At 63.7% G+C, this 13,497-nt stretch carries 16 protein-coding genes; 4 read left to right on the top strand and 12 right to left on the bottom strand.

Annotation, left to right across the window (positions count from 1 at the left end; genetic code table 11):
* Nucleotides 1-8: 8 nt before the first annotated feature.
* Together G566_RS0100300 and G566_RS0100295 are read right to left on the bottom strand one after the other, a co-directional pair.
* A complete protein-coding gene (locus tag G566_RS0100300; protein WP_022678686.1) occupies nt 9-206 on the bottom strand; it encodes a hypothetical protein in 198 nt (65 codons plus the stop codon).
* Nucleotides 206-484, bottom strand: coding sequence for an NADH dehydrogenase ubiquinone Fe-S protein 4 (locus G566_RS0100295; RefSeq protein WP_022678685.1), 279 nt, complete (start codon nt 482-484; stop codon nt 206-208). The genes G566_RS0100300 and G566_RS0100295 overlap by 1 nt, the downstream gene beginning before the upstream one ends.
* Before the next feature lie 45 nt (nt 485-529).
* Between G566_RS0100295 and G566_RS0100290 the strand changes: the two genes are divergently transcribed.
* Nucleotides 530-826: a putative quinol monooxygenase gene (locus G566_RS0100290; protein ID WP_022678684.1), complete on the top strand. Its 297-nt coding sequence runs from the start codon at nt 530-532 to the stop codon at nt 824-826.
* A gap of 2 nt (nt 827-828) precedes the next feature.
* On the opposite strand, the gene G566_RS0100285 is transcribed toward G566_RS0100290, so the two are convergent.
* A complete protein-coding gene (locus tag G566_RS0100285; RefSeq protein WP_022678683.1) occupies nt 829-1,836 on the bottom strand; it encodes a polyprenyl synthetase family protein in 1,008 nt (335 codons plus the stop codon).
* 110 nt (nt 1,837-1,946) lie between these two features.
* On the opposite strand from G566_RS0100285, the gene G566_RS0100280 reads away from it, so the two are divergent.
* Complete coding sequence (locus G566_RS0100280) at nt 1,947-2,225, top strand: chorismate mutase (protein ID WP_022678682.1); 279 nt, start codon at nt 1,947-1,949, stop codon at nt 2,223-2,225.
* 7 nt (nt 2,226-2,232) lie between these two features.
* Here the strand turns inward: G566_RS0100280 and G566_RS0100275 are convergent, their stop codons facing one another.
* The 3 genes from G566_RS0100275 to G566_RS0100265 all read right to left on the bottom strand — a co-directional run bounded on the left by G566_RS0100275 (nt 2,233) and on the right by G566_RS0100265 (nt 4,624).
* Complete coding sequence (locus G566_RS0100275; RefSeq protein WP_022678681.1) at nt 2,233-3,576, bottom strand: sensor histidine kinase; 1,344 nt, start codon at nt 3,574-3,576, stop codon at nt 2,233-2,235.
* A gap of 10 nt (nt 3,577-3,586) precedes the next feature.
* Nucleotides 3,587-4,249 carry a response regulator transcription factor gene (locus tag G566_RS0100270; RefSeq protein WP_022678680.1) on the bottom strand — a complete coding sequence of 221 codons (663 nt, stop codon included), beginning with the start codon at nt 4,247-4,249 and terminating at the stop codon, nt 3,587-3,589.
* Between the two features lie 84 nt (nt 4,250-4,333).
* The gene (locus G566_RS0100265) at nt 4,334-4,624 is read right to left on the bottom strand and encodes a PepSY domain-containing protein (RefSeq protein WP_029131058.1); all 291 of its coding nucleotides are present in this window, start codon (nt 4,622-4,624) and stop codon (nt 4,334-4,336) included.
* A gap of 197 nt (nt 4,625-4,821) precedes the next feature.
* On the opposite strand from G566_RS0100265, the gene G566_RS0100260 reads away from it, so the two are divergent.
* On the top strand, nt 4,822-6,609 hold the full coding sequence (locus G566_RS0100260) for an ABC-F family ATP-binding cassette domain-containing protein (RefSeq protein WP_022678678.1): 1,788 nt from the start codon (nt 4,822-4,824) through the stop codon (nt 6,607-6,609).
* Nucleotides 6,610-6,645: 36 nt separating this feature from the next.
* On the opposite strand, the gene G566_RS12965 is transcribed toward G566_RS0100260, so the two are convergent.
* Nucleotides 6,646-7,941 carry a polyhydroxyalkanoate depolymerase gene (locus G566_RS12965; RefSeq protein ID WP_022678677.1) on the bottom strand — a complete coding sequence of 432 codons (1,296 nt, stop codon included), beginning with the start codon at nt 7,939-7,941 and terminating at the stop codon, nt 6,646-6,648.
* A 186-nt stretch (nt 7,942-8,127) separates the two neighbouring features.
* Between G566_RS12965 and G566_RS0100250 the strand changes: the two genes are divergently transcribed.
* On the top strand, nt 8,128-9,918 hold the full coding sequence (locus G566_RS0100250) for an ABC transporter transmembrane domain-containing protein (RefSeq protein WP_029131057.1): 1,791 nt from the start codon (nt 8,128-8,130) through the stop codon (nt 9,916-9,918).
* 6 nt (nt 9,919-9,924) lie between these two features.
* Here G566_RS0100250 and G566_RS0100245 read toward each other — a convergent pair whose 3' ends face one another.
* The 5 genes from G566_RS0100245 to G566_RS0100225 form a co-directional block, all read right to left on the bottom strand.
* Nucleotides 9,925-10,689, bottom strand: a complete 765-nt coding sequence (locus G566_RS0100245) for an SDR family NAD(P)-dependent oxidoreductase (protein ID WP_022678675.1) — start codon at nt 10,687-10,689, stop codon at nt 9,925-9,927.
* 264 nt (nt 10,690-10,953) lie between these two features.
* Nucleotides 10,954-11,376: an ExbD/TolR family protein gene (locus G566_RS0100240; protein WP_029131056.1), complete on the bottom strand. Its 423-nt coding sequence runs from the start codon at nt 11,374-11,376 to the stop codon at nt 10,954-10,956.
* Nucleotides 11,377-11,450: 74 nt separating this feature from the next.
* Nucleotides 11,451-11,918, bottom strand: coding sequence for an ExbD/TolR family protein (locus tag G566_RS0100235; protein WP_022678673.1), 468 nt, complete (start codon nt 11,916-11,918; stop codon nt 11,451-11,453).
* 38 nt (nt 11,919-11,956) lie between these two features.
* Nucleotides 11,957-12,682, bottom strand: a complete 726-nt coding sequence (locus G566_RS0100230) for a MotA/TolQ/ExbB proton channel family protein (protein WP_022678672.1) — start codon at nt 12,680-12,682, stop codon at nt 11,957-11,959.
* A gap of 67 nt (nt 12,683-12,749) precedes the next feature.
* Entirely contained in the window at nt 12,750-13,373 is a 624-nt protein-coding gene (locus G566_RS0100225; protein ID WP_051135886.1) for an energy transducer TonB, read from the bottom strand.
* Nucleotides 13,374-13,497 lie beyond the last annotated feature (124 nt).

Below are 13,497 nucleotides of genomic sequence, written 5' to 3'. Positions count from 1 at the left end.
ATCCAGCGTTACTCGTCCGCCAGATCAAGATAGGGGGCGACGTCGTTATCGGTGGCGATCCACAGGCTGGCCTGCAAGTCGTCGCTCTGGGCGGCAGCGATGGCCAGTGCTTCATCAAGCGGGCCATAAAACAGGGTTTCGGCCACCGGATCGCCGTCATCAAGCCGATAGAGTCGCACCGTCGCCGTGGCGAAGGTCGAACGCATCAGCGGAAATTGTCGGCGTAAGCCTGGATCTTCAGTCGGCGCGGCCCCAACGGCAGGATCTCCACCTCAAGCCCATTGGCCTTGGCATAGGCCAACGCCGCATCCTGGCTGGCAAAGCGCAGTTGCACCTGGCCGGCAGTGAAGCCGCTGCCGGTCCAGCCGGTCAGCGGATCGGCGCGCATGCGATCATCGCGTTCGAATTCCAGCAGCCATTCACCGGTGTGGGCACGGCCGGACTGGGTGGCAGGCTTGGGGCGCTGATAGAGGCGGGCGTGCATGCGCCCCTCCTTGCCGCGACCGGCCGCCGCAGGCAAGAGGGAAGCATGATCATGGTGACTGGAACCTTCAGACTCCCCGCCGATGGCTTGGCACGCGCCCTGCCCGCCATGTCTGCGATGATGGCTGCCAGCCGCGCCGAACCGGGCTGCATCGCATACGCCTATGCGCAGGACCTGCTTGATCCGGCGCTGATCCACGTTGTCGAACGCTGGCGCGACCGCGCGGCGCTGGCGGCGCATTTCGCCATGCCGCACCTGGCGCAATGGCGGTCGCAGTTTGCCGTACTCGGCATCACGGAACGGAACCTGGAGCTGGTGGAAGGCGAGGCCGAATCGGCCTGAGGTCAATAGGCGCGGTGGATCGCGAACTCGACCGTTTCGGTGAGCGCGTCGCGCGCCGGGCCCTTGGCAAAACTGCCCAGCACATCGATGGCGCGCTGGCCATAATGGCGGGCGCGGGCCATGGTATCGGCCACGGCGTTGGTGGTGCGCAGCAATTCGCCGGCGCGGGCCAGTTCCGCATCACCATTGGCTCTACCGGTCATGGCACGGCGCCAGAATTCGCGATCATCCTCGTTGCCGCGGGCGTAGGCCAGGATCACCGGCAGGGTGATCTTGCCATCGCGGAAATCATCGCCGGCATTCTTGCCCATGGTTTCGGCGTCCGACACATAATCGATGGCGTCGTCCACCAGCTGGAACGCGATGCCGAGATAGCGGCCATAGCTGGCCAGTGCCTCCTCGCCCTTTTCATCACGCTCGGCAACCACGCCGGCAATCTGACAGGCGGCGGCGAACAACGCGGCCGTCTTGGCACTGATGATGTCGAGGTAACGATCTTCAGTGGTGGTCACATCGCGCGCGGCGGTGAGCTGGGCCACCTCGCCTTCCGCAATCACGGCTGATGCACGCGAAAGGATCTTGAGCACCCTGAGCGACCCATCTTCGACCATGAGTTCAAACGCGCGGCTGAACAGGAAATCGCCCACCAGCACGCTGGCCGGATTGCCATAGAGCGAATTGGCCGTGACCTTGCCGCGCCGAAGCCCTGACGCATCAACCACATCATCATGCAGCAACGTTGCGGTGTGGATGAACTCGACAGCGGCCGCCAGCTTGTAATGGCGGGTGCCTTCATACCCCAGCAGGCTGGCGCAGCCCAGGGTGAGCATCGGCCGCAGCCGCTTGCCCCCGCCGGCAATCAGGTGGCCGGCCAGTTCCGGAATCAGCGCCACTGGCGATTGCATGCGATCGAGGATCACATGATTTACAGCGTTGAGACCCGGCGCGGTCAGGTTCATCAACGCCTGGATCGACGGCTCGCGGCGGAGGGTATGGACGGTGGCTGTCACGCCGTTTTCCTTAACGCAAGTAACGGCTCGTGCAAGCGCGGCCTTGCTCCCCGCGCTGCTGTGCCGCAAAAGGACAATGTGGCCATTACGGGCCAGATGGGGGACACAGCGTGAGCGATCCGGTGTTGCAGGCTTATCGTGAAAGCATCGACAATATCGATGCCGCCCTGGTGTTCATGCTGGCCGAACGCTTCAAGATCACCCAGTCAGTAGGCCGCTACAAGGCGGAAACCGGCTTGCCGCCCGCCGATCCCGGCCGCGAGACCGAGCAGATTGCCCGCCTGCGTGCGCTCGCCGCCAGCGCCAATCTGGATCCAGAGTTTTCCGAGAAATTCCTGCGCTTCGTCATCGACGAGGTGATCCGCCACCATCAGGCGGCGCGGGCCTGACGCCGGCTCAGGCGGCAAGCGGCAGGGTGAGCGTCACCAACAGACCACCCAAATCCTCCGAACTGTCGAGCGCAACGCTGCCGCCATAAAGTTCGGCGACATCCTTGACGATGGCAAGGCCCAGGCCAGTGCCCGGCTTATCGGTGTCCAGCCGCTCGCCGCGCTCGAACAGCCGGCTGCGCTGCTCGGGTGCGATGCCCTTGCCGTCATCTTCCACCAGCACCCGCACCTGATCGGCGTTGGCCTCCACGGTGATGAACACCCGGCCGCCGCCATGCAGGGCGGCATTGTCGATCAGATTGCCCAGCATTTCCTCAAGGTCCTGCTGTTCACCGCGAAAGGATGCCTCGCGGTCGCCGGCCAGATCGATCAGCACCTTGCCCTGGTGGATGCGCCCCACGGTGCGCGCGATGGCTTCCAGCGACGGCCACACGGGCGTGCGGGCAGTAGAGGCGGCGCGACGGCCAGCGGCGCGGGCGCGGGCCAGCTGATGATCAACATGGCGGCGCATCACCTGCACCTGGGCTTCGATGGTGCGGGCCAGCGGATCATCGCGGCCACGCGCTTCGCCGATCAGCACGCTCATCGGCGTTTTCAGCGCATGGGCAAGATTGCCGGCATGGCGGCGCGCCGCTTCCGACTGGGCTTCGCCATGCGCCAGCAACTCGTTGATTTCCGCCACCAGCGGTTCCACCTCCACCGGGAATTGCGCTTCAACCCGCCGCGCCTCGCCGGAACGGATGGCGGCAATCGCCTTTGACACCCGCCGGAGCGGCGCCAGGCCATAGATGGATTGGAGGCCGACCATGACAATCAGGCCGATGCCCAGCACCCCCAAGCTCCAGCCGACAACGGTGCGGGTACGCGCCTTCTGCCGATCGAGATCGCGGCTGGACTGGGCCACCTGGAACAGGAAGGGTTGCGCGGCGCCGGGCAGACGCACGCTGCGCGCTATTACCCGCAGCGTCTCGCTGGGGAACTGCGTGCTTTCAAACTTGCAGGGCGTGCGGCAATCCTGATTGCCCGGCGGCAGCGTCAGCTGGCGATCCCACAGGCTGCGCGATGGAAACGGCGCATGGCCGCCGCCCGATACCTGCCAGTAAAGCCCGGAATAAGGCTCCGCAAACCGCTGATCGCCCAGCGGACGTAGCAGGCGCACATCGCCCACTTCGTCCAGCTCGGCCGCATTGATCATCGCATCGAGGTTATTGGCCAGCTGCTCGTCGAAGCTGGCGGTGAGCGTATCATCCAGCACCTGCACCAGTGCCAGACCGCCCACACCCAACAACATGGTGATCCACACCGCAGCGATCAGCACCATGCGCCGCTGCAACGAGCGGCGCGTGCTCACCGCTGCCGGCTCAGAGCTGATCGTTGAGACTGTAGCCAAGGCCGCGCGTGGTCATGATCAGATCGGCACCCAGTTTCTTGCGGATGCGGGTGATGAACACTTCGATCGTGTTGGAATCGCGATCGAAATCCTGGTCATAGATATGTTCGATCAGTTCGGTGCGGCTCACCACCTTGCCCTTGTGGTGCATCAGGTAGGACAGCACCTTGAATTCCTGCGCGGTCAACTTGACCGGTTCGCCGTTCAGCGTCACCCGGCCCGAGCGGCCATCCAGGCGCACGCCGCCCGCAGTCAATTCCGACGTCGCCTGCCCTGCCGCCCGCCGGATGATGGCCCGCAGCCGGGCGACCAGTTCCTCGATCTGGAAGGGCTTGGCCAGATAGTCATCGGCGCCGGCATCCAGCCCGGCCACCTTGTCTGACCAGCTGTCGCGCGCGGTCAGCACCAGAACGGGCATCACCCGGCCTTCGCGGCGCCAGCGGTCAAGCACAGTCAACCCGTCAAGGCCCGGCAGGCCGAGATCGAGGATCACCGCGTCATAGGCTTCGTTGGCGCCCAGATAATGGCCCTCCTCGCCATCACCGGCGGCGTCCACGGCATAGCCTGCCTGTTCCAGCGCATTCTTCAGCTGGCGACGCAGATTGGGTTCGTCTTCGACGATCAGTATTCGCATTGGCCCCTGTCCACGAAAATGCTTGGCACGATCAAACCGGCTCCTGTCCGGTTGGCGGCGCTGCCCGCGCCTCCCTGGCGGTTCTCAAAAACTCTGCCGGCGCCGAACGGGGGCGCCAGTACGGGCATCCACATCAACATTGATCAGATTGCCATCCTTCAAGAACCGGAACCGGTACGTGCGGCTGGACTGATCAAACTGAACGCCAACATACTCACCCCGGTTTTCCTGCATCACGCGGCGCTGGATCGGTTCCAGCGGCATGATCTCCCCGGCCCGCACCATGTTGTGCACGTCGTTGGGGCCAGCGAAGGCCGGTGCCGCAGCCAACAGGGCCAAGCCTGACAAGAAGAACAAGAGGTTACGCACACGCATGATCCCGTTTATCAACCGCGCTGAACAGGCTTCAGCGCCGGTTCCGACAACACCCATCTGCCCGCTGCCGATTGAACCCGCCCTGAACATGAACAGGATTCTGGCCGACCGCATCTGGTGATCTTGTGCCGCATCGCCGCCATCAGTGCAACCGCTGCCTCTTGCCAGCCGCTGCGGGACAGGCCACTGCCTCCCCCATGTCCCCTCCCCGGCCCGAACCCATTTTCACTCTTGAATCGATCGGACTGAAGAACGGCGCCGGTTGGCTGTTCCAAGGCCTGTCGCTCACCCTTGATGCACGCGACCGTGTCGCCCTGATCGGCCGCAACGGCGCCGGCAAATCCACGCTGCTGAAGATCATCGACGGCAGTATCGAGCCGGATCAGGGCCGGCGCGCCCTCGCCAGCCGGCTGAAGATCGGCCGGCTGGAACAGGATCCGCCGATGGGCGATTTCGAAGCCCTGGAAGACTATGTGCTGGCCGGCGGCGCGCAACCGCACGAAGTGGCGGCGCTGGCCGATCAGATCGGGCTCGATCTCGCCCGCCCCGCTGCTACGGCATCGGGCGGCGAACGTCGCCGCGCCGCGCTGGTGCGTGTGCTGGCCGAAGCGCCCGACCTGCTGCTCTTGGATGAGCCGACCAACCATCTGGATATCGGCGCCATCGAATGGCTGGAAAACTGGCTTGATCGCAGCCGTTGCGCACTGGTCGTCATCAGCCATGATCGCGCCTTCCTCACCCGGTTGACGAAGAATTGCCTGTGGCTTGATCGCGGCATGCTGCGCCGCGCCGAAGTGGGTTTTGGTGGGTTCGATGCCTGGTCCGAAGCGGTGGCCGCCGAGGAAGAGCGCACCGCCCAGCGGCTCGACACGAAATTGCGCGCCGAAGAACATTGGCTGCAGCGCGGCGTGACCGCCCGGCGCAAGCGCAACATGGGCCGGCTTTCCAAGTTGATGGACCTGCGCGAAACCCGCCGCAGCCTGGATCGTGGGCCGACATCAGCGCGGATCGCCACCGAATCCAGCGATCCCGGCTCAAAGATCCTGATCGACGCCAAGGGCATATCGCTGGCGTTCGGTGATCGCGCCATCCTCAATGATTTCTCCTTGCGCATCCGCAAGGGTGATCGCATCGGCATCGTCGGCCCCAACGGTGCCGGCAAATCCACCCTGATCAAGCTGCTGCTCGGGCAGATCGCACCCGACAGCGGCACCATAACCCGCAGCGCCGCGCTGGCTCCCACCATCATCGATCAGCATCGCCAGCGGTTGAAAGGCCGCACCGTGCGCGAAGTGCTGGCCGATGGCGGCGAGTGGATCGAGGTGAACGGTTCCAAAAAGCATATCGCCGGCTATCTGAAGGAATATCTGTTCGATCCCGGCGTGATTGATGCGGCGGCCGAAACCCTGTCAGGCGGCGAACAGTCCCGCCTGTTGCTGGCACGCGAGTTCGCCACGCCATCGAACCTGATGGTGCTCGATGAGCCGACCAACGATCTCGACATGGAAACGCTCGATCTGATCGAGGAGGTGATCGGCGATTATGCCGGCACCGTGGTGCTGGTCAGCCACGATCGCGCTTTCCTGGATCGGGTGGTAACGATGATTGTTGCGCTCGATGGCACCGGCAAGGTCGAAGTGAGCGTGGGCGGCTGGAGCGACTGGGTGGCACGTCAGGCACCGGCAGCGGCAGCAACCAAGGGCGGCCGGATCAGCGCCGCAACCCCAGCCAGCGCGCCCCGCAAGGCCGGCAAGCTCAGTTACAAGGACGCCCGCGAACTGGCCGAACTGCCTGACCGCATCGCTGCGTTGGGCAAGGATATCGCCGCTCGCGAGACGGCGCTGGCCGATCCCGATCTCTACGCGAAGAACCCGCCGCGTTTTGCCGCGCTCACCACCGAACTGGATTCCTTACGCGAAACACTGGAAGCCGCGGAACTGCGCTGGCTGGAATTGGCGCAGATGGAAGAGCAGCTGGCAGGCTGAAGCGGCAGCCGGCCAGCAAGCTCCATCTCAAGCGACTTAAACGCCCGGCGGCACATCCGATTCGATATGGCTGGGCAACACAACCCGCAGCGGGGCCGGGGCCACGGCGCGCGTATCGTGCGTGCGCACGAACTGTTCCATCACCGGCGCAATCACTTCGCGCCACTTGCGGCCGTTGAAGATGCCATAATGGCCGGCGCCAACGGCCATGTAATATTGCTTCTTGGCGTCGGGCAGGTTCACCGCCAGATCCAGCGCCGCCCGTGTCTGGCCGATGCCCGAAATATCGTCGCGCTCACCTTCGATGGCCAGCAGCGCCGTGCGGGTGATCTTGCCCGGATCGGCGATGCGGCCGCGATGTTCGAACTGGCCGGTGGCCAGGGCCTGGCGCTGGAACACCAGATCGATCGTCTGCAGATAGAATTCGGCGGTCATGTCGCAAACGGCGCGATATTCGTCATAGAACGCCTTGCTGGCATCGGCGGATTCTTCGTCGCCATCCACCAGATGCTTGAACATTTCCCAGTGCGATTTCATGTGGTTGGCGAGATTCATCGACATGAAGCCTGACAATTGCAGATAGCCGGGATAAACCTTGCGGCCTGCACCCGGGTAGATGGCCGGCACGTCCTGTATCACCGTCTGTTCGAACCAGGCAAACGGCCGTTTGAAGGCCAGATCGTTCACCGATGTCGGCGCCTTGCGCACATCTACCGGCCCGCCCATCATGGTCAGGCTGGGCGGGGTGCAGGGATGATCATCCTCGTTCATCAGCGCCACGGCGGCCAGCGCCGGTACCGACGGCTGGCACACCGCCAGCATGTGCGTATCCGGGCCCAGTGCTTCGAGGAACTCGATCAGATAATCGACATAGTCGTTGAGGTCGAAGCGGCCTTCACTGGTCGGTACCAAGCGGGCGTCGCGCCAATCGGTGATGTATACCTCGTGATCAGGCAGCAACCGCTCCACCGTGCCGCGCAGCAGCGTGGCATAATGGCCCGACATTGGCGCCACAATCAGGATGCGCGGATCACGCCTTCCGGTCACGTCGCGCTGAAAATACTTGAGCTGGCCAAAGGGCTTCCTCAGCACCACGGTTTCACTCACCGACACCGATACGCCATCAACGATGGTGGTATGCAGATCAAATGCCGGCTTGCCGCGCACTTCCACGGTGTGGGCAAACACTTCCAACGCCCGCGCCATCGATGGCGCCGTGCGCGACCAGGCCACCGGGTTGGCAAAGCTGAGCAACCAATCGGAACTGGATTGGGCCGCCAGGCCCATCCCCGCCAGCCAGGCTTTCTGCATCTCAAAGGCAGTGTACAGCATCAAACATCCTTCCGGCGCGGCTGCGCAAATGGTGCACTGCCATATCGCACATGCAGCATAAACCGTAAATGAGCGCCGCGGTGAATGAATCTGCTGCAATGCACCATTTTTGTAACGGCCGTAGCCGCCGGAACTGTCGCAGGTGCTTGCCATTGAGTGCGGCTCAAGGCCCTGCTATCAGCCCGCATGGCTTCCAGACCGCCCAAACCGCCACTGCCCCCGCCCGCCGAGCGCAAGCTTTCCCGCCTCGCCTTGCTGTGGCGGTTTGCCCGCGCCTATCCGCTGCAGCTATCGGCAGCGCTCGCCGCGCTGTGCGTCGCCGCGCTGACCACGCTGGCCATCCCCCAGGGGCTGAAAACCGTGGTGGACAATGGCTTCGCCCGTGGCAGTGATCCCACCGATATCGCGCCCTTCTTCGTGGGCTTCCTCGGGCTCGTCCTGCTGCTCGGGTTGGCGACGGCCGTCCGTTTCTTCTTCGTCTCGTGGATCGGCGAGCGCGTGGTGGCCGATCTGCGCACCGCCGTGCAGCGCCACCTCGTCACCCTTGATCCGGTGTTCTTCGAAGAAAACCGCCCAGCCGAAATCGCCAGCCGCATCACGTCTGACACCGCGATCATCGAACAGGTGGTCGGCACCTCGGCCAGCCTGGCGCTGCGCAACACGGTGATGGGCATCGGCGGCATTGGTTATATGTTCTGGGTCAGCCCGCGCCTCACCTTGATGATGCTGCTGGTGATCCCACTCACCATCGTTCCGATCTTCGTGCTCGGCCGCAAGGTGCGCGAAATCAGCCGCACCAGCCAGGATCGGGTCGCCGATATGGGCACGATGGTTTCCGAAGTGCTGGGCGCCATCCGTATCGTGCAGGCCTTCACCCAGGAAGGCCGCGAAGCGAAGCGCTTCGGCGCCGCGGTGGAAAGCAGCTTCGATACCGCCAAGCGCCGCATCCGCCTGCGTGCGGTGATGACGGCGCTGGTAATCACCCTCGTGTTCGGCGCGATCACGCTGGTGCTGTGGCAAGGCGCGCTCGACGTGATTTCGGGCCGGCTTTCGGGCGGCGCCATCGCCGCCTTCGTGTTCGCTGCCGCCATTGTTGCCGGCGCGTTCGGCACACTGACCGAGGTGTATGGCGATTTCATGCGCGCGGCCGGCGCATCCGGCCGCATGGAGGAACTGCTCGCCGCGCGGCCGCTGATCCGCGCCCCGGCCGATCCGGTCGCCCTGCCCGCATCGCGGGGTGAACTGGAACTGGTGGATGTGCATTTCCATTATCCGTCCAAACCCGATGCCCCGGCGCTGAATGGCTTCACCCTTAAGGTGGCGCCTGGCGAAACGGTGGCCGTCGTCGGCCCCTCGGGCGCAGGCAAGTCCACCCTGTTTCAGCTGGTGCAGCGTTTCTATGATCCGGAAGCCGGCGAGTTGCGGATCGACGGCGTTGCCTATCGCGACGCGGATCCGCACCAGATCCGCGAACGCATCGCCGTGGTCCCCCAGGAAACGGTGATCTTTGCCACCAGCGCACTGGAAAATATCCGCTATGGCCGCCCGGAGGCGACCGAAGCCGAAGTGTGGGCCGCGGCCGAAGCCGCCCATGCCGATGGCTTCCTGAAAGACCTGCCCGAAGGCATCCACAGCTTCCTGGGCGAAAGCGGTACCAGGCTTTCCGGCGGCCAGCGCCAGCGCGTGGCCATCGCGCGCGCCATCTTGCGCAACGCGCCAATCCTGCTGCTCGATGAAGCCACCAGCGCGCTCGATGCCGAAAGCGAGCAGCTGGTGCAGGAAGCGCTCGACGGGCTTATGAAGCAGCGAACCACGCTGGTGATTGCCCACCGTCTCGCCACCGTGCGCGATGCCGATCGCATCGTTGTGCTCGACAAGGGCCGGATTGTCGCCGAGGGCACGCACGACAGCCTGATGGCCGGCGGCGGGCTCTATGCGCGCCTTGCCCGGCTGCAGTTCGACCAGTTGGCGGCTTGAGGCGCGTTATTGGGCGGTAAAGCCGCCGTCCACCACCAGTTCGGCGCCGGTGATGAAACTGGCATCATCGCTGGCAAGGAAAGCGATGGCATCGGCAATCTCGCGCGGCACGCCAAAGCGGCCGATCGGATGGGCGTTCATCAGCGCCACGCGCATCTCGTTGCCATCTTCCCGATCGGCCAGCGCATTGCTCACCATCGGCGTGTCGATGAAGCCGGGATGCACGCTGTTCACCCTGATGCCCAACGGCGCCCATTCCAACGCCGCCGCCTTGGTGAGCAACGTTACCCCACCCTTTGACGCACAATAGGCCGCGGCCCCGGCCATCCCGACCTTGCCGAGGATGGAACTGAGGTTGATCACGCTGCCACCGCCTGACGCGGCAATGCGCGGGCCGGCGTGGCGCAAGCCGAGGAACACGCCATCGAGATTGACGGCGAGGATCTGACGCCAGGCATCATAGCTGTGGTCCATCAGTTCGTGACGGCCGCCGGCCACACCGGCATTGTTGACCAGGATATCAAGCCGGCCGAAATCATGAACGGCATGCTCAACAGCGGCGGCCCAATCGGGATGGCTGGTCACGTCGTGCAGGCGGAATGCGGCCTGACCGCCAGCGGCCGTGATGCTGGCAGCAATATCCTCGCCGGCCAGATCACGATCGGTCAACAATACCGCCGCGCCATCCTTGGCCAGCCGCCGCGCGGTTGCCGCGCCCAAACCCGAAGCCGCACCTGTAACCAGAGCCACCTTGCCTGAAAGTCGTGCCATGTCGTGATCCTCTCCTGATTGCGAAGAGGCTAGGCTGGTTCGGGAGGCAGCGATACTGGGGGGATTGCGGGGTGTTGAATATCTCGTTTGTCGAGGCGCCGGGCGGTCTGAGGCGGCAGCCCATTGGGCGCGGCCGGCGGCGGAGCCACGCTGTCAGACAGGCAAAAAAAGGGCGGCCTGTTGAGGCCGCCCTTTTCTTCCTGCTGGCCGATCTTTGCGGAGGCGGTGAATAACGCTCAGCGTTATGCACGCGCCCCGCTGCGATCAGTTCGCGTAAGCCTCGTTCCCGACAAAGCCCATCTTTTCGATGCCAGCCTGCTGGGCGGCAGCCATCACCTGGTCGACGATGACATACTTGGCTTCCGCTTCCGGACGCATGCGCAGCTCCGGCTGTTCCGGCAACGCCGATGCCTGCTTCAGGTACCCCTTCAGCGTGGGCATATCGACTTCGGTCTTGTTCCAGTAGATGTTGCCGAGAAAATCGATATCGATCTGGTTGAACACCGGATCAACATTGCTCGGGTTCGGATTCGGCGGCGGCAGGTCCAGCTTCACAGCGTGGGTCTGCACCGGGATGGTGATGATGAACATGATGAGCAGAACGAGCATGACGTCGATCAACGGCGTCGTGTTCATTTCCACCATCGGGTTGTCGTCACCACCCTCTTTACCAACTGACATGGCCATAGGCCAAACTCCCGTTATCGGATGGGGCCGGATCGTTACCCTGCGGGGAGGAACCGACCACCATCATTGCCTGATCAATCGCGCGTGACGAACCCTGGAACCGGTTCGGAGATGAACCCAACCTTCAGGAACCCAGCCCGCTGCATGGTGAAGACAACCCCACCAACGCAACGATAGGCGACGTCCTTGTCGCCACGGATATGCACTTCCGGCAGTTCGATCTTGCCGCCCAGGGCTTCCTGGCGCTTGATCTCGTCCTTCAGTGCCTTCACGCCGCGGTCGAGCAGTTCCTGCTTCGTGTCCACCCGGGTCTGGCCCCAGTAGGTGTCGCAGTTCCCATCCACCGATATCAGCACGTTTTCCGGCTTGGTGGTTGTGGGAACGTTGGTCACCGTCGGCAGCGTGAGCGGCACGGTCTGGATGACAACAGGCACCGTGATCAGGAAGATGATGAGCAGCACCAACATGACGTCGACGAGCGGCGTCGTGTTGATCTCGTTCATCGGCGCGTTTTCGTCCGACGTGTCCTTGCCGATACTCATTCCCATCGGTCTATCTCCCTATGCGGCGATCAGACCGATTACTTCTTGACGGCAGGAGCAGCGGCAGCCGGAGCAGCAGCAACCGGACGCTGGATGCGGGAGCCAGACACCAGAGCACCATGCACGTCAGACGTGAAATTGTTCAGGCGGGTGGCGATGTCCTTGTTGCGGCTGATCAGCCAGTTGTAGCCGAGCACGGCGGGCACGGCCACGGCCAGACCCAGCGCGGTCATAATCAGTGCTTCACCGACCGGACCGGCGACCTTGTCGATCGAAGCCTGGCCAGCGAGGCCGATGTTGATCAGAGCGCGATAGATGCCGACGACGGTGCCGAACAGGCCGACGAACGGCGAGGTCGAACCGACCGAAGCGAGGAACGAGAAGCCGGTGGTCAGCTTGCCGTTGATCAGGCCGACCGAACGGTTCAGAGCCATCGTCACCCACTCGTGCTGGTCGATCTTGTCGGTCAGGCGGCCCTCGTGGTGATCCGAAGCGCGCAGGCCGTCATCAACGATCTGACGGAACGGCGAATTCTTTTCGAGCTTCGCGGCACCGGTCTTCAGATCGCTGGCGGTCCAGAACTTCTTTTCCAGTTCAACGGCTTCCGCCATGATCTTCTTCTGGTCCAGATATTTGGTGATGATGATGAACCAGCTGTACAGCGACATGAACACCAGGAGGCCAAACACGGCCCAGGCGATGATGCCCCCCTGCTCCAGAGCGGCCATCAGGCCATAGGGGTTTTCTGCGGCTTCGGTCTGCATTGTCTTTTTCCCTCGGTTATCGTTGCGGGACCCTGGCACCAAGGCCAGACCCAGATTGATGAGTTGATCAGTTGGTCAGGCGCCAGCGCACCGGCTGGGTCTTGCGTTCCGGCACCGGCTGCCCGTCACGAGTCGCCGGATTGAAACGGAAACGACGTTGGATGATGGAGCAGGTCGCATCATCAAGACGCTTGAAGCCGCTAGACTGCACGACCTCGCACTGGGTTACGCGGCCATCGGTGCCCACCACATAGGACACACGGGTCACGCCTTCTTCCTCGGCAGCGCGGCTGGCGCTGGGATAATCATCATCCGAGAAGACGTTGCCACGGCCGCGCGGTGTTGCCGGCGACGGTGCCACAGCAGGCGGGGCCGGCGGGGCTGGCGCCGGGGGAGCCACTACGGGCGGATCCGGCCGAGCCACGGTCGACTGCGTGGTGATCGAGTTCGTAGGCGCATCCGACGCGACCGAAACTTCGGGCGGCGGCACGTACGGCGGGATCTCGATTTCCTTTGGCGGCGGCGGCGGCGGTTCGTCCGGCGGCGGTGCTTCTTCCTTCACGTTGACCGCTTCGAGTGGCTCAACGATCTTCTTCACCACCGAAATGGCGAAACCGGACACGATGGCATAGCCGAGCAGGACGTGCAGAATGGCGACCGAGACCAGCGCGATCTGCCGATTCTTGCTCATCGCAGGTGCGTCCATGTAAGACATGGCTGGTTTGGCACTCCCTAAAATCTGTGGAACGCCGCGAGCAGAGGACCCCCCTCAAACCCTGCGCCGAACCCTCGGAGTGCTCCTCTAGCCGCAAGCC

The organism is Sandarakinorhabdus limnophila DSM 17366 (genome assembly GCF_000420765.1).
GTDB classification, from domain to species: Bacteria; Pseudomonadota; Alphaproteobacteria; order Sphingomonadales; family Sphingomonadaceae; genus Sandarakinorhabdus; species Sandarakinorhabdus limnophila.
The sequence above is the reverse complement of the archived record's forward strand: the minus strand, read 5'-3'. Positions and strand labels throughout refer to the sequence as shown.

Bases quoted from the DNA above. Each gene is read 5' to 3' on its own strand.
- G566_RS0100300 (WP_022678686.1), bottom strand. From the start codon at position 206: ATGCGTTCGACCTTCGCCACGGCGACGGTGCGACTCTATCGGCTTGAT.
- G566_RS0100295 (WP_022678685.1), bottom strand. From the start codon at position 484: ATGCACGCCCGCCTCTATCAGCGCCCCAAGCCTGCCACCCAGTCCGGC.
- G566_RS0100290 (WP_022678684.1), top strand. From the start codon at position 530: ATGATCATGGTGACTGGAACCTTCAGACTCCCCGCCGATGGCTTGGCA.
- G566_RS0100270 (WP_022678680.1), bottom strand. From the start codon at position 4,249: ATGCGAATACTGATCGTCGAAGACGAACCCAATCTGCGTCGCCAGCTG.
- G566_RS0100265 (WP_029131058.1), bottom strand. From the start codon at position 4,624: ATGCGTGTGCGTAACCTCTTGTTCTTCTTGTCAGGCTTGGCCCTGTTG.
- G566_RS0100260 (WP_022678678.1), top strand. From the start codon at position 4,822: ATGTCCCCTCCCCGGCCCGAACCCATTTTCACTCTTGAATCGATCGGA.
- G566_RS12965 (WP_022678677.1), bottom strand. From the start codon at position 7,941: ATGCTGTACACTGCCTTTGAGATGCAGAAAGCCTGGCTGGCGGGGATG.
- G566_RS0100250 (WP_029131057.1), top strand. From the start codon at position 8,128: ATGGCTTCCAGACCGCCCAAACCGCCACTGCCCCCGCCCGCCGAGCGC.
- G566_RS0100245 (WP_022678675.1), bottom strand. From the start codon at position 10,689: ATGGCACGACTTTCAGGCAAGGTGGCTCTGGTTACAGGTGCGGCTTCG.
- G566_RS0100240 (WP_029131056.1), bottom strand. From the start codon at position 11,376: ATGGCCATGTCAGTTGGTAAAGAGGGTGGTGACGACAACCCGATGGTG.
- G566_RS0100235 (WP_022678673.1), bottom strand. From the start codon at position 11,918: ATGAGTATCGGCAAGGACACGTCGGACGAAAACGCGCCGATGAACGAG.
- G566_RS0100230 (WP_022678672.1), bottom strand. From the start codon at position 12,682: ATGCAGACCGAAGCCGCAGAAAACCCCTATGGCCTGATGGCCGCTCTG.
- G566_RS0100225 (WP_051135886.1), bottom strand. From the start codon at position 13,373: ATGAGCAAGAATCGGCAGATCGCGCTGGTCTCGGTCGCCATTCTGCAC.